This window comes from Kribbella sp. NBC_01510, assembly GCF_045040325.1.
Taxonomy (GTDB): Bacteria; Actinomycetota; Actinomycetes; order Propionibacteriales; family Kribbellaceae; genus Kribbella.
The window spans coordinates 7,279,265-7,297,768 of record NZ_CP109418.1; the positions used below are offsets into that span (position 1 = coordinate 7,279,265).

The window sequence follows — 18,504 nt, forward strand, 5'->3', positions numbered from 1 at the left end:
GGCGAGCGGCCACGGCCTACTCCCCCGCGACGAAAGCAAAAGCCTCAGAAGCAAGCTGCTGCCACGGCAAAGCCGAATCAGGATCAACACTGAACCACTCCTTCATGGGCACACCCTTGTTCGCGTCGAACCGAACTCCCTCCCCCGCGGCCACCAACACATCGACCCGGGCCGCCGGCAACTTCACCACCAGCCGCTCCTGCGCCAACATCGCAAAGATCTTCTTCTCGATACGCAACGCCGAAGAACCGAAGCCCCGTCCCGGACCTGGCAACGTCACTCCAGGCATATCCAGGAACTCGCCAACCAACTCGTCGAACCGCTCCCCTGGCGTCATCCCAGCCTCCCGGTGATATGGGCGCGGAGGCATCTCCTCCGCAGCCTGATCGGCCCAGTCGAGCAGGTAGGTCTCCATCGGGCCTTTTCCCTTGACCTCGATCGTGCCGCGCGGCCGCACCACGAACTCCGGACCGAGCGCGGCGGCCGCTCGCCCGGTCACCTGGATCTCGCCGGGCTGTCCATAGGACTCCATCCGGCTCGCCGTGTTCACGGTGTCGCCCCACAGGTCGTAGATGAACTTGCGCCGGCCGATCACTCCGGCGACCACCGGTCCCGAGTCGATCCCGATCCGGACCGCGAGCCAGCCCTGCCCCGGGCGGGCCGCGATCCGGAGGATCTCCTCGCGCATCGCGAGCGCGGTTCGGGCAACCGCCGCCAGGTGGTCAGACCGCGGCTCCGGCAGCCCGCCGACCAGCATGTACGCGTCCCCGATCGTCTTGATCTTCTCGACGCCCGCGGCATCGGCGAGCCGGTCGAACGCGGAGAACACCTGGTCCAGCAGCGCAACGACTTCCGCCGCCTCCATCACCGCGGACCGGGCGGTGAAGCCGACGATGTCGGCGAAGAGCACGCTCACCGCTTCGTAGTGTTCCGCGATCACGCCCGGCTCGGCTTTGAGACGCTCCGCGATCGGCTCCGGCAGCACGTTGAGCAGCAGCCGCTCCGACCGCTCCCGCTCCACCTGGAGCTCCCGGTGGGCGCGGTCCCGCTGCTCCACGAAGTAGCCGAGCATTAAATACGCGCTCACCGTGACGCCCGCGATGTTCAGCACCAGGAACGTGACCACGAAACCTTCCGGCAGCGCCGCCGGGGAGTATGGGAGCCGGGCATCGGGGACTGCCAGCAGTACCAACTCGACCAGGTACGCCGCCAGCCACGGCACAGAGCGCCCGAGTCCGAGCAGCGCAAGCGCCGCCAGCGGCGTGACCATCGCCCACAGGATCATCCCGCTCGAGGCCACGAAGCCGCCGAGAGAGAGCTGCAGCAAGGCAGGCAGCACCAGGAACGCTGCGAGCTGCGTGGTGCGGAACGTGCCGAAACGCCGCCTCCGAGCCAGCACGACCAGCCCGACGACGGTGATCACCTGGTAGACGCCCGGAATCGCCGCCGAGACCGGGTCGCCGTAGGCGAGGTAGGTGAGAACCCAGATCGTGGCGATCAGGGCGATCAGAACCGAGACGAAGATGAGCGTCCCCTGCCGAAGCCGCTCGTCGCGGGAGTCCTCTGGCCGAGCGCCAAGGCCGGCCAGTCGCTCCAGCTGGCGTGCGACCATCCGCCTCGGGCTAGGCCCGGCGGCGCCAGAATGGACCCGCGACCCGGTCACCAGGCTGAGCCTATGCGGCGCGGTCCGGCGGCAACAGCCACCGAATGTGCCTACCGCGGCGGCCAAGGCCGGCCCGGCGTGAGCGCGGTGGGTGGGCGACAGATCCCGATTTCCCGTCGGGACTCACTCAATGCGCGCGATCGGGCAACCCTGCTTCACAGTTTCGTCCTCCGCCACGAGGAGGCGCACCACACCGCCTACAGGTGCCGGTACCTCTGCCGAGACCTTGTCGACCTGTACCTCGGCAAGCAGTTGTTCAGCGCTGACGGTGGCGCCGTCACTGACGAACCAGGTAGCCAGCACTCCTTCCGCGTCCGGTGTGTCCTTCGACAATGCGGGGAACGGTACGTCGGTCATCCGGCCACCGCAGCGCGTACGGCTTTCTCGATCTTGTCCTGCCGCGGCAGGACGGCGTACTCGAGTGCGTGGGCGTACGGGATGGGCACATCGGGCATCGCGAGCCGCTGTACCGGGACCCGCAGCATCGTTGGGTCGTGGTCGGCAACGGTGGCGACGACCTCACCGGACAGACCGAACGAGCGGTAGTCCTCATCCACCACGACGAGCCGGCCGGTCTTGGCCACCGACGTCAGGATCGCCTCGCGGTCCAGCGGCACCAGACTGCGGAGGTCGATGACCTCCACGTCGATGCCCTCACCGGCAACACTTTCGGCGACGTCGAGGGCGTGGTGCACCGACAGGGAGAGGGTCACGACTGTGACGTCGCTGCCCTCGCGGGCGACCCTCGCCTTGCCGATAGGCACGGCGTAGTCACCCTCGGGTACCTCGTCGACGGAGCGAGCGTTCTTCGCCATCCACGGCAGCCCCATCACGCCCTTGTGGAACATGTAGACCACCGGGTTGTCGTCACGGATCGCCGAGGTCATCAGGCCCTTCGCGTCGGCGGGGCTGCTGGGGACCACGACCTTCATGCCCGGCAGGTGCGCGAACGTGCCCCACAGACACTGCGAGTGCTGCGCGCCGTCGGAGTAGCCCCCGCCCACGGCGGTGGTCAGCACCATCGGGACCTTCACGTTGCCGCCGGACTCGTAGTGGATCTTCGCCATGTGGTTGTAGATCTGGTCCAGGCATACGCCCATGAAGTCGGCGAACATCAGCTCCACGATGGGGCGCATGCCCTCGACCGCGGCGCCGATGCCGAGGCCGATGAAGGCGGTCTCCGAGATCGGGGTGTCGATGACTCGCTGCGGCCCGAACCGCTCGAGCAGGCCGGTGGTCGAGCTGAAGATTCCGCCGTAGGCGCCGACGTCCTCGCCCAGGTAGAACACCGAGGGGTCGCGTTCCATCTCCTGAGCGATGGCCTCGACCATCGCCTTGGACGTAGTCAGCCGGCGGCTTGCCTGGGGCGCGGGTGCAGCCGGGGTGTCGATGATGGTCATCGTCGTCTCCTCAGGCGAACACGTAGGAAGTGGCCGACGCAGGGTCGGGCACGGGGCTGTTCTTGGCGTAGGTGATCGCGTCCTCGACTCGCGCGCTCGCCGCGTCCTTGATCCGGGCCGCGGCGGCGTCGTCGAGGTGCCCGGCCGCGCGCAAGGTCTGCTCGTAGCGAGGGATTGGGTCCTGCATCGGTACGTCGGCGAGCTCGGGGCGATATCCCTGAGCATCGCCCTCGAAGTGCCCCCACAGCCGCAGGGTGTGAACCTCGATCAGCGACGGCCCTTGGCCCGCCCTGGCTCGGGCAACGGCGCGCTGTGCGGCGCCGTAGATGCCCTCGACGTCGTTGTCCTCGACACGTTCGCCCGGCATGCCGTACGCCGCTGCACGGTCCGCATTCGAGCCGATCGCCGTGGACGCCGAGCGCAGCACCGAGATGGCCCAGTCGTTGTCCTCGATCACGAACACCACCGGCAGCAGCCATCGGGCCGCCAGGTTCAGCGACTCGTGGAACGCGCCCTGGTTGGCGGCGCCCTCACCGGTCACCGCGACAGCGATCTGGCTGCCGCCGCGGCGCTGGAACGCGAACGCCTGTCCCAGCGCGGGTGGGTAGCCCTCGGCGATGATCCCCGAGCAGGAGAAATGCGTATCAGGGTCGAACAGGTGCATGTGGCCGCCGCGCCCGCGCCCGAGACCAGTCTCGCGACCGAAGATCTCTGCCGTCATCTTCCGCAGGTCCACGCCGTGGGCGATCGCGAAGTGGTGCGGGCGGTGCGTCGCGGTTACCGCGTCCTCCGCGGTCAGGTGCGCGCACACGCCGGCCGCCACGGGCTCCTGTCCGGCGGACAGGTGCATCTCCCCGGGGACCAGCCCCTTGCCGATATCGAAGCCGGGTCCTTTGTCGGCGTGGTACTCCCGGAGGATCGCCTCCTCGTAGGTGCGGGAGAGCACCATAATCTCGTAGAGCCCCACCCGCACGGCGGGGTCGACGGAGGTCCCGCCCGGCTGAGGGCTCGACGTCGAGGGTGCTGCGTGTGTCGTCATCACGGCCTCCAGTGCTGCGTCTCCCCCGGCATCGTGTTGGCGTGGGGATTGCCGGGCTCCACCACGGCCAGCGCGGACATCCCAGGAGAGGCCGACTGGCCACCATCGAGCCTATGCACACCGCACCGCTGCGTCCAGGAATCAACGAATCGTGCGCCGTCGGCGCAGCTGTCGTGTTCAAGGACGGGGTCCTCGTTCCTCCGTCCTGTCTTGAAGCTGGACGCAGCCTTGGTCTTGAGACACAGCCGTTCTGTAGATCTTCGCCGGGATACCTGGGCCTACGTTGCGGCTGGGCCACACCGCACCAGCGCGCTACGCACACGTGACACAGCGTTCCCTCCTCGCTTCGACAGCCGTGACCACGTCCCGCCCGACGGACGCGGGCTACCGGCGTCCCCCTGCTCGACGGCGCTTCCCGAGATGCTGTTCGCGGGCCGCTTGCCCAGGTGACGACCTCTGATGACGGGTACGCTCTGCGGTCATGGCGATCGAGATACACCCGGACGCGATCACGCTGCGATGGATGCCGGAGCCGGCGGACCTGCAAGAGCTGGCGCGCCGGCCGGCCTTTCGGAGGCAGATCGCGAAGTCGCTGGCCGTCGCCTCGACCCTTCTCGTCGTCGGCCTGCTTCTGCTCGCGACCGGGGCGGCGGAAAAGTCTGGTGGCTTCCTCGTCGCCGTCGGCGGCGTGCTCCTGCTGTTGCTCGGCACTGCGCCACGGCGATCGCTCCAACTGCGATGGAAGAACGACCCGCTGCTCCAGGATCTGGTCGAGTACGTGGCCGACAACCGGGGCCTGTCGCGCCGGCAGCAGGACTTCGAGTGCTGGTGGGGGTGGTCCCGGATCCGCGACGTCGAGGAGAGCGGCCGCGCATTCATCCTCCGGCTCGGCGTAGGCCGTCCCTCCGATGGACCGCTCCTCATCCTGCCGAAGCGTGGACTGGCGAGTCCGGCCGACGAGACCCGCCTGCGCGAACTTCTGGAGGCCCACGTACGCCGCCGCCAAGCGGCGTAGTGGCGCGTCTCCGGCCATAACGATCTACGGCTGGAGTACTAAGCCGTGTGGTTGATGTGCGTGTCCCCCTCGGACACCAAACGGATATTTCAGAAGGCGACGCCGGGGTCACGATCGAGTCCATCCGCCAGCGGACCGACGTACTGGCAGTGCTTGGAGAACGCGCTCCCGGTCTCACCGTCCTCCTCGGGCAGCGCACACTTCCCGCTCCTGGCTCAGCCGGCCCAGATCGCCAAGCTGCTGGCCGCCTGACCGAGGTAGCGTGCCGTATGCCTGCCATCGAAGACCTCGCCGGGTTGCTGGTGGCCATCGCGGCGGGCGATCGCATAGTCGTCACGGCGTCGCTCGACGCGGCACCACAGCTGGCAACGGCGCGGCTGGCGCGCCGCGACGAGCGCTTCATCGCCGAGTGTCAGGTCCAGGTCTACGAAGGCGACACGGCGCTGCATGCCGCGGCGTTCGCGTACGACGTCGAGCTCGCCGAAGATCTGGTCGCGCGCGGCGCCGACTTCCGCGCCCGCAACCGTCGGGGCGCCGAACCTCTGCATGCGGCCGTCAGCGGTGGACCCGGCGCAACGAATTGGAATCCGACCCGTCAGAGGGCAGTCATCGAGTACCTCATCGAGGCGGGCGCCGACCCGAACGCTGCGGCGCTGGGTGGGACCACGCCCTTGCATCGAGCCGTCCGAAACCGGTGCTCGGCTGCTGTCGAGACACTCCTGCGCTTGGGCGCGAATCGTCGTTTGGCGAACGACCGCGGCTCGACTCCGGCCTCCCTCGCACGCCGAGCAACGGGCCGCGGCGGCGTGGGCTCCGAGGCGGCCAAGCATGAACAGCGGGTCATCATCCAACTCCTCGACGACGCCACAGCCTGAGCTTCCGGCAGGTCCGCCGGGCGGCCGGCTCGACCGCGGCGTCCAGAGCGCCGAGTACGCCGAGACGCGCGAGGATCGCTCCCCGCGCCAGAGCTCAGCGGCTTGCCGCCCGTACCGCAACGGCAGGGACCGCCTTTCAACGCGCCCGGCGCAGGAAGTCGACGACCAGGTCTGTCGTCGCCTGCGGCTGCTCCTCCGTGATCCAGTGCCCGCAATCCGGGATGACCGCATCTTCGACGTTGTCGGCGACACACCGAATCACCTCGCCGATCCCAGGGCCGAAGGTAGCTTCGCCACCGAAGGCCAAGACCGGCATCTGCAGCTTATTGCCCTGCGCAAGGAACTTTCTGTTGTCGGTCGCATCCTGCCCGAACGCCAGGAACTGGGCAAAGCTCGCTCGCATTGCGCCGGGTTGCGCATAGAGCGCCGCATAGTGCTCGCGCTTCGCTTCGTCGAACCGCGTCGGGTCCACGGAGAGTTCGTTCCAGAAGCGGTCGAGATAGATACGCTCGCGGCCGGCGACCAGGCGCTCCATGTCGCGACCACCGAAGCCGAAGTGCCACATGACCGGATCCTGGATGATCTGATCCCAGGGCCCGATGCCGGGCAGCGGCGCATCGATCGCCACCCATCGGCTCACCCGCTCGGGGTGGGTGGCGGCGACTGCGAAGCCGACCATGATGCCGATGTCGTGCGTCACCAGTTCGATCGTCTGCACACCCAGGGCGTCCACGACGCCCCAGATGTCCGCCGCCTGATTCTTCTTGTCGTAGCCGCCCTCAGGCTTCGACGAGAGGCCCAACCCACGCAGGTCGGGCGCGACAACCGTGTGGTCTTCGATGAGTGCGCTCGCCAGATGACCCCACATGTCGCCCGTTGTACCGAAGCCGTGCAGCATGACGACCGGTGCACCATGCCCGCCGACGCGTACGTGGATCGTGACGCCGTTGGTTTCGATCTCACGCGACTGCACACCGGCTGGGAAGGGGTAGATGCCGTCCTGATGTCTGTCGTCGTTCATCGGTTTACTCCGGTTTCGAAGGGGAACATGGCTCCGACCTGTCTCATCGCCGCTTCGACAATGGCTATGTCCTCTTCCGTCGTTCCACCGCTGACTCCAATGCCGGCGATCACCTGACCCTCGCTGGTGAGCGGCACGCCGCCGCCCATCGCGGAGTATCTGCCGCCGGAGACGGCGAGGAGTGGATAGAGGGCCGCGCCTGGTTGCACGAGGGGGACGAGGTCAGCGGTGCGCATCCGGACGAGGGCCGATGTGTAGGCCTTTCGCTCGGAGAGCTCGAGAGAGAATGCGGGCGCTCCGGTCATGCGGTGCGTGAGAACGACGTTGCCGTGGATATCGATGACGGAAACCGCGACGGGTACGCTTTGTTTGAGCGACTCGGCCTCGACGCGGTCCGCGATTTCCTTCGCGATGGTGAGCAAGTCCGTGGTCATGTGTTTTCCTTCCAGAAAGTAAGACAGGTCGTTCGGGTTTCAGTGCTCGCGCTTGAGCGCCAGCTGACCCACGAAGGCTCCGAGTCGATTCTCCGAGTCGCCAGGCTCCTGCAAGCCTTGCGCCAGGAGGGCTTTGATGCTTTCCTGCGCCGCTGGTCGTTTGACGGACGTCATGCAGGCGTCCCAGCCGGCTCTGATTTCGACGTCGGGCGGCAGGCTCGCTTCGTTCACGAGGCGCTTGGTGTTGGCGATCGCCCACTTGTCGAACGAGGCGATCCGGGTTGCGAGTGCGTCGACGAAATTGTCCAGCTCTGCATCCGGTAGCGCACGGTTCACGTAACCGAGGAATTCGGCGTCGGCGCCCCGAACGTCGTCTGAGCTGAGGAGTACTTCGAGGGCTCGTGCCCGTCCCATGACTCGCGGCAATCGCGCCATCGGCCCTCCCCCGGCGACCAGACCCACGCCCACTTCCCACTGCGACAAGATCGCTCTCTCTCGGCTCGCGAAGCTCATGTCACAGGCGAGCGCGAGCTCACTGCCGTTTCCGGTCGCCCGCCCCCGGATCAGCGCGATCGAAACGAACGGGGCGCGCGTCAGCCGCACCAGGATGTCGGGCCACGCCTCGAGGCCGGTCGGACCTTGCGGGATGCTCGTCAGATCCTCGAAATTCGCGAGGAAGTCGGAGTGATTCAGGAAGAAGCCGTCGACGGCACTTTCGAAGACCACTACCTTCACTCGGTCGTCGTCCTCGAGCGCCGTGACGATCTCTCGCAGCTGCGTAACGAATTCTGGACCCATGAGGTTGAGCGGCGGGTTGTCGAGTACGACTCGACAGTATGAAGGTGTGACTCGATTGAGCCTGAGTTGCGGATCATGCGTTGCTGCGTTCATCAGAGCCTCTCGTGCGTTGGATAGAGACAAATCGTTGTGTGGTTCAGCGCAGATGAAATACGCGGCCTATTGGGCGAAAAAGGTCAGAAGGGCCTGGTTGACCTCGTCGGGGTGGGTCCAAGCGATGTTGTGCGGCCCGCCTTCGACCGTCACGACCTCGAGATCCTTGATCAAGCCGGGCAGCCGGGCAGCGGTGGCGGCGTACGGGAGGATTCGGTCGGCGTCGCCGTGGATCAGCAGTGTCGGTACGTCGATCTCGGGCAGGTCGCCGCGGAAGTCGGTCAGCCAGGTGTCGACGCAGGCGTGCGCGGCGTACGGGGAGGCGGTGATCGCGACGTTGAAGCTGTTCTGCCAGGCCTGCTCGCTGACTCGGGAGCCGCCGAGTACGTCGAGGTTGTAGAAGCTGTCGAGGAAGGCCTCGAGGTAGGCGGGCCGGTCCTTGACGATCGCGGCCTTGATCTCGTCGAACACGGCCCCGTCGACCCCGTCGGGGTTGTCGCCGGTCTTGAGCAGGAACGGCGGGATCGCCCCGATGAGGACGGCCTTGGCGACTCGGGCCGAGCCGAAGGTCTTGAGATAGCGGGTCACTTCGCCGGTGCCCATCGAGAAGCCGCAAAGCACTATCTCGCTGAGGTTCAGGTGCTCGAGCAACGTGTTGAGATCGGCGGCGAAGGTGTCGTAGTCGTAGCCCACCGTGGGCTGACTGGACTTGCCGAACCCGCGCCGGTCGTAGGTGATGACCCGGTATCCGGCCTGCAGCACCGCTCGTTCCTGCTTCTCCCACGCAGCGCCGTTGAGCGGGTAGCCGTGGATCAACACGACCGGTTGCCCGGACCCGTGGTCCTCGTAGTGGATTTCGATCGGGGCACTGTTCTCGGTGCCGACGGCGATGCGTGGCATGACGTTCTCCTTGTCTGCTGCTTGCTTTTCCACACTCACCATCGCGGGCCGAGTGGCCGTCCTGCGCCCGGGGCGAACCCCGGTCACCCCCGGGTCGGCCGGCCCGGCGTATAGCAAGAAGGCCCGGACCGTCTGGTCCGGGCCTTCTTCTGGTGCGGTATCAGACCCGACCGGGGAGTCGGGTCGTGATCTCCTGGACCAGCCAGGTATTGCCGTCCGGATCGGTGAACGAGCAGAACGAGCCGTAGCTGGTCCGCTCCGGGTCAGGGCCGGGCTGCCGTGCCTCGACCGGGAACGGTGGGCCGTGCCAGACATCGACCACGTCGATGCCACGGCTGACGAGATCCTTGTGCGTCGCTTCGATGTCGGAGACAACCAGCACCGCCTGCGCCGAGCCGGGCGCGGCCGCGGTGAGTCCGGTGCCGAACGTGATCGAGCACGGGGAGCCCGGTGGGGTGAACTGGACGATCCGAAGACCGTCCAGCGGGGCGACGTCGTCGTCGAACCGCCATCCCAAGCGTTCATAGAACTGCTTGGACCGATCGACGTCGGAGACCGGAATGACATCGTTCTCGAGATGCATCTCGCCCTCGCCGATGCCTGCGTCATTACGCGTGGAGCTCATGTCCACTCTCTTTCTCGTTTGTACACAACTGTTCTACTGGGTTCTTGACCAGCTGCTGCTGGCCGAGTGTGGGGATCGCACCGACGCTGCAGTCCGCCGGTGACATGCAGCCGGGAGCCGCGTCTGTCAGACCTGGGAGTTGGCCGGGTCACTCGGGTGCTCGGTGAGGGGGGTGGTCTCAGTCGTCATCCACATGCCCATGGGCAGCGACTTCAGGATCACCTGCAGCTCGTCCCCGTCTTCGGCCCGCCAGAGGCCAAGAGCCTGCCAACTGCCCGGCGTAGGCGGCAGCATCCACAGTCGGACGAGATGTCCCTCCTCGGCGAGGTCGCGCGTCCGCTCGGCCTCGCGGGCCTGGATGTCGGCGACCTCCTGCTCACTCGCGCCGTCGGGAACCGTGACCTCGAACGTCGTCAGGAACTCCTTGGCATGTGCTTCGTACGACAGACCGGCGTCGTTGGGATGGGCCGCCAACGGCACCACCTGATCCGAGCGCCAAACGCGCAACGGCATCGACGCGAGGACGGCCTCGAGCTCCATCTCGTCGTCGGCGGCGAACAGGCCGAGGGTGCGCCATTCGCCCGCCTGTAGGGGCGGACGCCACAAACGCAGCAGATGCCCCTGGCCGGCAAGCTCGATGGAACGTGCAGCCTCGCGGCGACGAACCTCCTCAACTACCTCGTCCGCGGTTCCCTCCGGAACCTGCGTCGTCATCGTGACCAGATACTCCATCTGCGAGCCTCCTGCGTTCAGCTACGGCGCCGACCGGGTCGGCTTCACCCCGATCCTTCCGTTTCGCTGCCCGACGCGGACCCGGTGAACACCCCGGCCCATGCCTGGTTCGCTCGCCCCAGGGCCTCGCCCTGATGCAGGTTTGGGCTATCCGGGTGCCACGTCGAGCACCGCGTTTCGGAGCTCTTTGCGGGTACTGACGCCTAGCTTCGTGAACACCTTCCCGAGGTGCCACTCGACAGTGCGGGCACTGAGGAAGAGACGGGTGCCGATCTCTGCGTTGGACAGGCCCTCGCGGGCGAGTCGCGCTATGTGGAACTCCTGGACGGTCAGTTCCTCAGTGGTCTCGACACCCCGGCGGAGCGCCTTGCCGCCGGCCAGCGCGAGCTCGCGCCGAGCCCGCTCGGCAAACGCGGTCGCCCCCATCGCAAACAGCATGTCGTGAGCGGTGCGTAGCTGCTCCCGGGCCTTGATGCGCTGACCGATCCGTCGCAGCCACTCGCCGTACAAGAGGTGCCCTCGTGCGACCTCCAGGCGAAGACCCGCGCAGTCCAGGTGATGGATCGACTCGCGGTGCGACGCGTCCACGTCCTCGTCACCCAGCAACGCGCGAAGCCGAGCTTCGATACCCAACGCCCAAGAGGTGGGCGTGACACGAGCGCGCTCCGACATCCGCTGATGCGCTGCCGCTACCAGCTTTGCATCGCCGGTGCGGGAGGCCGCCTCCGCGAGCTCCGAGACCACCATCATCTGGTATCCGCCCACGACATCGCGGTCGAAGACCTCGCGCGCGGCCAGCAGTGCGACCTCGTGACGCCCCAGGCTGTTGTCCAGCACCGAGGTTGCGTAGTCGGCAAAGGTGACGATCCGCCCCTGGCCCAGTGACCACGCCTCGCCGCGGACCGCCGCGATCGACCTCGATGCCTTCTCGTCAGGCCCGCGGAGGGCAGCGAGGAGCATCGCGGCGTAGCCGACTGCTTGATTGCCGGTGATGTCGGCGACCATTCGGTCCTCCTCGACGAGCTCAGCGGCCTCGGTGAGTTCCCCGGCAAGCAGCCTGTTGGTCGCGAGCACGTTGACAGCAAATTGCAACTGAACAAGCGCGCCGGCGTCACGGGCTCGGCGGACCTGGAGCTCGGCCAGCGCCCGTCCCGCCTCGAAATCCCACAGCTCGGTCGCGAGTATTGCCGTGACCCGGTTGCCGCCGAGCCGAAGCAGCCGGCCGACGTCCTCGGCGCCGCAATCGATGCTCTGCACAGCCATCAGCGCTCGGGCAAGCGATGCTGCCGCCGTCGCGTGGCCGTCCGTGAATCTGCTGGCCAGCGCGTCGAGGATGCAGTCGATGACCCGCGGCGCTCCTCGGGGCGGGGAGCCGACCCGCGCGGCGGCCGCAACGACGTTCGTCAGCTCGGGCGTATCGGTCCCGCTGGCCCAGATGGCGGCGGCAAGCGCATCCAGATACGTCTCGCGGGCCAGATCACCGTTGAGCGACTCGAGGTGTCCAGCGGCGTCCAGGAGTAGCGGAGCGGCGCCGGCGGCTCTCCGCTGGTCGAACATGATCTGTCCGCGCAGGTGCTTCACCTCCGCAGACCGCATCGCATCGGCCGGGCCGCTCTCGACCGCGGCCAGGAGCGCGAGAGCAGCATCGAGGGCGCCACCATCGCGCTTGCGCCAGGCCGCGGCGAGCTGGCGTTCAGCCCGCCCGGTTGGTTCGGGCGTGAGACTTGCCGCTCGTTCCAGCAGCGCCGCGGCAGCCAGCAGGCCGCCACGAGACTGCGCTCGGGCGGCCGACTCTTCCAGCTCAGCGGCGATCCCTTCGTCCGGCGCCAGCGTTGCCTGGGCTCGGTGCCATGCTCGCCGGTCGGGATCGACCTCGGCGTCGGTGACCTCGGCCAATGCGCGGTGGATCTCCTGGCGCTCTTCCGGAGACGCAGAGCGGTACGCAGCCGCGCGTACCAAGGGATGCCGGAACCCGACCCGCGCACCGAACTTGATCAGACCCGCCGTCTCGGCCGGCTGCGCAGCATTCGCCCTGATCCCCAGCACACCCGCCGCCCGCCACAGCAACGTCGCGTCGCCGAGCGGTTCAGCCGCCGCGGCCACGAGCAGACGCCTGGTGTCCTGCGGGAGCGTCGACAGCCGACGAAGAAAGCCTTGCTCGATGCGACTGGCCAATGGAACCAGATCCGATTGCTCGAACCCGTCTGCGAGCTCTGCCGCCGTCCACGCGCGCGGCAACTCGAGCAGCGCAAGCGGGTTGCCGCGGGTCTCCACGATGATTCGGTCGCGGACGCGGGGATCTATCGGACCCTTCACCACTGAGTCGAGCAGCCGGCCGGCGTCTGCCTCGATCAGTCCGTTGACCGTGAGCTCCGGCAAGCCGGCGAAGTCGTGCTGATCGCTTGGCTCCCGTAGCGCAACCACAAGCCCGATCCGCTCAGCCGCCAGCCGCCTGGCAACGAAGGCGATCGTCTGCGCCGAGACACGGTCGAGCCAGTGCACGTCGTCGATGAGGCAGATCAGCGGTCGCTGCTCGGCGCGGTCAGCCAGCAGGTCCAGCACCGCGAGTCCGACCAGGAACCGGTCCGGTGCCTGCCCTCCGGTCAGGCCGAAGGCAGTCCCGAGGGCGATACGTTGCGGAGTGGGCAGGCGGTCAAGTCGATCCAGGAACGGGGCGCAGAGCTGATGCAGCCCGGCGTAGGCGAGCTCAGTCTCGGCCTCAACGCCGGCCAATCGGGCGATGCGGCAACCAGCTGCGCCCGCTTCCACATAGTCGAGCAATGCGGTCTTGCCGATTCCGGCCTCACCCCGCACGACGAGCACGTGGCTCTGCCCTGCCCGCGCACCCGCGATCAGGCCGTCGAGGGTCGCGCATTCGCTGCGCCTGCCGAGCAGCGCGGCCAGACGATCACGCCGATCACGCAGAGGCGAACCCATGCAGATCAGAACCAGATCCGAACTGTGTCGACCCCGGTGCAGTTCTTGTCGACCTGGTGGAACACCGCGGAGAGCGCGCGTACGACTCCTTGGCGCGCGTGTTTGACTACGGCCGGGTTGTTGGGCACGCCGTTGTCCAAGCCGGCCATCACAGTAGGACTCATCGCACTTCCGAGCGCGGAAGCGGTGCGAACCTGGGCCTCGCCGACTTGGGGCCAGGTGCCGCCGAGGCTGCCTGACCGGCACCTCCGGTCAGTACCGCGCCGGCCGCCAACGCCGCCGTGCCCAGCTTGAGCATGCCCCGGTGTGACGGAGCCTTCTCAGCGTCCTCACACATAATCTATCTACTCTCCGGAGGCTGCAATCTGGTTAGAACGTGCACTTGCTGGTCAGTGTGAACCGGCCACCAAGACCGTGACCACGACCGGTTAGCTCTCTGCTAGGAGACGCTGCCTCCTACCGCCGGCAGGAGGCCTGTGGATGATGGGCGCCGCGTCGGCCACGGTGTCAGAAACTTGCTTCAAAACATCGAGAAATTGCGAAGACACCGTGAGGAGGATGAAACGCGAATGTCATCGACGCGTCAAGACGGCAGGGCCGGCGAGAAGAAGCCGATCAGCCTCGTCACTGCGGGTACAACTCGCGGCCTGAACGGCACGAGCGGTGATTTCATGGTGGTGTGGAGCACGAACAGGAAGAGATCCTCGAAGTCGGGAAGGCTTCGAGACGTGGGCGCCGAAGGGCCGGATGGATTCTGGTCCTGGTGGCGGTGCTGACCCTGATCGTCCTTCGTGCCTCGACGGATCGTCCGCCCCATCAGGCCGTGCCGAGTCCAACCCCGTCCGAGGCGATCAACGCCATCCCGGGCGGGCGGACGGCGACGGCGTGGCCGACGGCGCCCGGCGCATGCGGAGCGGACACGCTGCTGCCGATCGTGTCGAGTGCGCCACCCGCGGGGCACACCGGGATCCAGGTGCTGCTCGGCGGAGACCGGCTGCGACTCGTCGACTTCGACAGCGGCCGCGTGACGACCTTGCCTGACGCAGTCGTCCGTCCGGGTGAGTACGCCGCTGTGCTGGCCGGTGATCCGGTCACGGCGTACGCGACAACCGGGTCGTGCAGTGAGACGGCTCCCTACGCGATGTTGCGCATCAGCGTCGATCACCGGGTGAGTGTCATCCGCCCACTCCGTCCCACCGAGTGGGCGCTGACCGATGGCAATCGGGTCTGGATCGCTTCCTTCGCCAGTGACATCGACAACCCCTACGGGACGATCGCTCCGGTCGTCGGCGGGCAGCGGGTCCGGCTGCCGCTCGGCTTCTACGCATCCGCAATCGTGGGCGACACGATCGTCGGCCTGATGCAGCCCGATCCGGGGATCTCACCGACGTGGCTCGCCCTCGTCGACGCACGCACCGGTCGGTTACAGGCCAAGCTCGACCAATATGTCGCGCCACTCGCGGCCGGCGCGGGCCAAGTCTTCTGGACCACCGGCTGTCACGACGACGCGTCACCGTGCAGGCTCCACCGCCGGTTGATCGCCGGCGGAGAGACCCTCGGATCCCCCCTTCCACGCCCCGCCTGCTGCGGTGTCGTCAGCCCGGACGGCACGAGGGTCGCCTTCCTGATCCAACGAGCAACGACAGACCAACGTTTTGCCGGCCAGCCGCTCCCGCCCCTGGACATCGCGATCCTGCAACTCGACACCGGCCGGCTGAGCATCGTGCCAGGCATCGAACTGCCCACCAAGTCACAACCCGGGCTGACCTTCACCGGCCGTGATGACTGGCTGGTGATCGCCCTCAACGCCGGGTCCCGCACCCGGCTCCTCGCCTGGCGGCCCGGACTGCGGCAGCCCTACGAGACGAACGCGCTTCCGGGCCCCGTCCATGACCCGCCGACACTCGTCGTCACCAGCCAATGACCACCTCGTCGCGACCGTGGACTGCGGGAGCTCTTTTCGTATCCGCACCGACCAAGGAGCGACGACGATGAGCGAAGTTGTCGACGGGACCACGGAGACATCGGCGGCCGGTATCCCTTCGCACCGGTACACCGCGGCGCTGGCCAGGCGGATCGAGACCGCCTGGCAGGAGCGGTGGGAGCGAGAGGGCACCTTCCAGGCCTCCAACCCGACCGGCCCGCTGTCCGACGGCTTCGACGAAGTCGCCGGCCGGCCGCGCCGCTACGTGCTGGACATGTTCCCGTACCCGAGCGGCGCTGGGCTGCACGTCGGCCACCCGCTGGGCTACATCGGGACCGACGTCTACGCCCGCTACCTGCGGATGTCCGGGGCCAACGTGCTGCACACGATGGGCTTCGACGCGTTCGGCCTGCCCGCCGAGCAGTACGCGATAGAGACCGGGCAACACCCCCGAACCACCACCGAGGCCAACATCCGGAACTACCGGCGGCAGTTGCGCCGGCTCGGACTGGGCCACGACCTGCGCCGCAGCGTTGCCACCACGGACGTCGACTTCTACCACTGGACCCAATGGATCTTCCTGCGGATCTTCGACGCCTGGTACGACGCGGCCGCGAGCAGGGCCCGCCCGGTCACGGAACTGTGGGCCGATTTGGACGCCCGGGTCCGGGAGCCGGCCCAGGGCACCAACCCGTACGGCCGACCGTGGCCCGAGCTGTCCACAGTGGAGCGCCGGCACGTGGTGGACGCACACCGGCTGGCGTACCGGTCGGATGCGGTCGTCAACTGGTGCCCCGGCCTCGGCACCGTGCTGGCCAACGAGGAGGTCACCCCCGACGGCCGCAGCGAGCGCGGAAACTTCCCGGTCTACCGGCGGCCGCTGACTCAGTGGATGCTGCGGATCACCGCGTTCGCGGACCGGCTGATCGACGACCTGGACTCGGTCGAATGGCCGGAGTCGGTGGCCCAGATGCAACGCAACTGGATCGGCCGGTCCAGTGGCGCGCGGGTCCGCTTCGGCTCGCCCGCCGGCGACATCGAGGCCTTCACGACCCGGCCGGACACACTGTTCGGCGCCACCTACTTGGTTCTGGCCCCGGAGCACCCGCTGGTGGACGAGGTCACGGCCGACCGGTGGCCGGACGACGTACGTCCGGAGTGGACCGGTGGCGCCCCGACGCCGGGCAAGGCCGTCACCGAGTACCGTAAAGCAGCCTCGCGGCGCTCAGACCTGGAGCGGCAGACCGAGGGCCGGGACAAAACCGGCGTCTTCACCGGGTCAACAGCGCTCAACCCGGTCAACGGCGAGCAGGTGCCGATCTTCGTCGCCGACTACGTGCTGATGGGGTACGGCAGCGGCGCCATCATGGCGGTGCCCGCGCACGACCAGCGGGACCTGGAGTTCGCGCAGAAGTTCCGCCTGCCCGTCGTCAAGGTGATCGAGCCGCCGGCCGAGTGGACCGAGCGGCACCGGATCGGCGCGCACACCCCACCGGCCGAGTGGCCGGAGGCGTACTCCGGCGACGGCGTCCTGATCGCCTCTGCGAACGCCGGCGTTTCGCTGAACGGACTGGATAAGGAAGAGGCGAAGGCCCGGATCACGGCCTGGCTCCAGGTGCAGGGCCTGGGCGAGGCGGCGATCACGTACAAGCTGCGGGACTGGCTGTTCAGCCGACAGCGGTACTGGGGCGAGCCGTTCCCGATCGTGTACGACGAGCACGGGCTGCCGGTACCGCTGCCCGAGTCGATGCTGCCGGTCGAGCTGCCCGAGATGACGGACTTCTCGCCGCGTACGTACGACGGACCGGACGCGGCCGACTCAGAGCCGGAGCCGCCGCTGTCCCGGCTGCCGGACTGGGTCGAGGTCGAGCTGGACCTGGGCGACGGGCCGAAGAAGTACCACCGCGAGACCAACACGATGCCGCAGTGGGCCGGTTCCTGCTGGTACGAGATCCGCTACCTGGACCCGACCAACCACGATCGCTTCGTTGACCCGGAGGTCGAGCGGTACTGGATGGGGCCGACCGCCGAGAACCCGACCGGCGGCGTCGATCTGTACGTCGGCGGCGTCGAGCACGCCGTTCTGCACCTGTTGTACGCACGCTTCTGGCAGAAGGTGCTGTACGACTTGGGGCACGTGTCGGCGTCCGAGCCGTTCGCCCGGCTGTTCAACCAGGGTTACATCCAGGCCGCCGCGTACGCCGACGAGCGCGGCTTCTACGTACCGGCAGCGCAGGTCACCGAGGTCGACGGCAGCTTCACCTACGAGGGCCGGCCGGTCACCCGCGAGTTCGGCAAGATGGGCAAGAGCCTGAAGAACTCCATCGCCCCGGACGAGATGTACGCCGAGTACGGCGCGGACACCCTGCGGCTGTACGAGATGTTCACCGGTCCGCTGGAGCAATCCCGGCCGTGGAACAACAAGGCGGTCATCGGTGTCTACCGCCTACTGCAGCGGGTCTGGCGCAACGTCGTCGACGAGGAGACCGGTTCGCCGCGGGTCTCTTCGGACGCGGCCGACGAGGAGACGCGGCGGCACCTCCACCGGACCATCGCGGCCGTGCGCGAGGGGATGGAAGGGCTGCGCTTCAACACCGCGATCGCCCGCATCACCGAGCTGAACAACCACCTGACCGCGCGATGGGGCGCGGCCGGCGGAGCACCGCGTGAGGTCGTCGAACCACTGCTGCTGATGCTGGCCCCCCTGGCACCCCACGTCGCCGAGGAGCTGTGGTCGCGGCTGGGGCATGCGGATTCGCTGGCGTGGGAGACCTTTCCGGTCGCCGACCCGACCCTGCTGACGACTGAGACGATCGAGATCGCGGTGCAGGTGAACGGCAAGGTGCGGGCGACGACCGTGCTACCTGCCGACGCCGACAAGGCGAGCACCGAGGCGCTGGTGCTGGCCGACACTCAGGTAGCCCGCATGCTGGCCGACGTCGACGTCCAGCGGGTGATCGTGGTGCCCGGACGGCTCGTCAACATCGTCACCGGATGACCGCGGCTGGCGTGGGCTCAGACGTGGACCTGGAGGCCTGTGGTTAACGT

16 protein-coding genes are annotated in these 18,504 nt (G+C 67.7%); 4 read left to right on the top strand and 12 right to left on the bottom strand.

What is annotated here, in order from left to right:
- Positions 1 to 16: 16 nt before the first annotated feature.
- The 4 genes from OG558_RS35900 to OG558_RS35915 all read right to left on the bottom strand — a co-directional run bounded on the left by OG558_RS35900 (position 17) and on the right by OG558_RS35915 (position 4,102).
- Positions 17 to 1,612, bottom strand: a complete 1,596-nt coding sequence (locus OG558_RS35900; protein ID WP_405066958.1) for an adenylate/guanylate cyclase domain-containing protein — start codon at positions 1,610 to 1,612, stop codon at positions 17 to 19.
- Positions 1,613 to 1,786: 174 nt separating this feature from the next.
- Positions 1,787 to 2,020: a lipoyl domain-containing protein gene (locus tag OG558_RS35905; RefSeq protein WP_405066959.1), complete on the bottom strand. Its 234-nt coding sequence runs from the start codon at positions 2,018 to 2,020 to the stop codon at positions 1,787 to 1,789.
- A complete protein-coding gene (locus tag OG558_RS35910) occupies positions 2,017 to 3,063 on the bottom strand; it encodes an alpha-ketoacid dehydrogenase subunit beta (protein WP_405066960.1) in 1,047 nt (348 codons plus the stop codon). The genes OG558_RS35905 and OG558_RS35910 overlap by 4 nt, the downstream gene beginning before the upstream one ends.
- A 10-nt stretch (positions 3,064 to 3,073) precedes the next feature.
- The gene (locus tag OG558_RS35915; protein ID WP_405066961.1) at positions 3,074 to 4,102 is read right to left on the bottom strand and encodes a thiamine pyrophosphate-dependent dehydrogenase E1 component subunit alpha; all 1,029 of its coding nucleotides are present in this window, start codon (positions 4,100 to 4,102) and stop codon (positions 3,074 to 3,076) included.
- A gap of 481 nt (positions 4,103 to 4,583) precedes the next feature.
- Between OG558_RS35915 and OG558_RS35920 the strand changes: the two genes are divergently transcribed.
- The gene (locus OG558_RS35920; protein ID WP_405066962.1) at positions 4,584 to 5,117 is read left to right on the top strand and encodes a YcxB family protein; all 534 of its coding nucleotides are present in this window, start codon (positions 4,584 to 4,586) and stop codon (positions 5,115 to 5,117) included.
- A gap of 269 nt (positions 5,118 to 5,386) precedes the next feature.
- Positions 5,387 to 5,992, top strand: coding sequence for an ankyrin repeat domain-containing protein (locus OG558_RS35925; RefSeq protein WP_405066964.1), 606 nt, complete (start codon positions 5,387 to 5,389; stop codon positions 5,990 to 5,992).
- Between the two features lie 136 nt (positions 5,993 to 6,128).
- Here OG558_RS35925 and OG558_RS35930 read toward each other — a convergent pair whose 3' ends face one another.
- From OG558_RS35930 to OG558_RS35965, 8 genes are all read right to left on the bottom strand, one after another.
- Positions 6,129 to 7,013, bottom strand: coding sequence for an alpha/beta fold hydrolase (locus OG558_RS35930; RefSeq protein WP_405066965.1), 885 nt, complete (start codon positions 7,011 to 7,013; stop codon positions 6,129 to 6,131).
- Entirely contained in the window at positions 7,010 to 7,447 is a 438-nt protein-coding gene (locus OG558_RS35935) for a heme-binding protein (RefSeq protein WP_405066966.1), read from the bottom strand. Before OG558_RS35935 ends, OG558_RS35930 begins: the two co-directional genes overlap by 4 nt.
- A 39-nt stretch (positions 7,448 to 7,486) precedes the next feature.
- Entirely contained in the window at positions 7,487 to 8,338 is an 852-nt protein-coding gene (locus OG558_RS35940) for an enoyl-CoA hydratase/isomerase family protein (protein ID WP_405066967.1), read from the bottom strand.
- A 66-nt stretch (positions 8,339 to 8,404) separates the two neighbouring features.
- Positions 8,405 to 9,238 carry an alpha/beta fold hydrolase gene (locus OG558_RS35945; protein WP_405066968.1) on the bottom strand — a complete coding sequence of 278 codons (834 nt, stop codon included), beginning with the start codon at positions 9,236 to 9,238 and terminating at the stop codon, positions 8,405 to 8,407.
- Between the two features lie 160 nt (positions 9,239 to 9,398).
- The gene (locus OG558_RS35950) at positions 9,399 to 9,863 is read right to left on the bottom strand and encodes a VOC family protein (protein ID WP_405066969.1); all 465 of its coding nucleotides are present in this window, start codon (positions 9,861 to 9,863) and stop codon (positions 9,399 to 9,401) included.
- Positions 9,864 to 9,989: 126 nt separating this feature from the next.
- On the bottom strand, positions 9,990 to 10,595 hold the full coding sequence (locus OG558_RS35955; protein WP_405066970.1) for a muconolactone Delta-isomerase family protein: 606 nt from the start codon (positions 10,593 to 10,595) through the stop codon (positions 9,990 to 9,992).
- 147 nt (positions 10,596 to 10,742) lie between these two features.
- Positions 10,743 to 13,532, bottom strand: a complete 2,790-nt coding sequence (locus OG558_RS35960) for an ATP-binding protein (protein ID WP_405066971.1) — start codon at positions 13,530 to 13,532, stop codon at positions 10,743 to 10,745.
- 5 nt (positions 13,533 to 13,537) lie between these two features.
- Positions 13,538 to 13,696 carry a hypothetical protein gene (locus tag OG558_RS35965; protein WP_405066972.1) on the bottom strand — a complete coding sequence of 53 codons (159 nt, stop codon included), beginning with the start codon at positions 13,694 to 13,696 and terminating at the stop codon, positions 13,538 to 13,540.
- 599 nt (positions 13,697 to 14,295) lie between these two features.
- Here OG558_RS35965 and OG558_RS35970 point away from each other — a divergent pair.
- Complete coding sequence (locus tag OG558_RS35970) at positions 14,296 to 15,456, top strand: hypothetical protein (RefSeq protein WP_405066973.1); 1,161 nt, start codon at positions 14,296 to 14,298, stop codon at positions 15,454 to 15,456.
- Positions 15,457 to 15,523: 67 nt separating this feature from the next.
- Complete coding sequence (gene leuS / locus OG558_RS35975) at positions 15,524 to 18,454, top strand: leucine--tRNA ligase (protein WP_405066974.1); 2,931 nt, start codon at positions 15,524 to 15,526, stop codon at positions 18,452 to 18,454.
- The last annotated feature ends 50 nt before the right edge of the window (positions 18,455 to 18,504 follow it).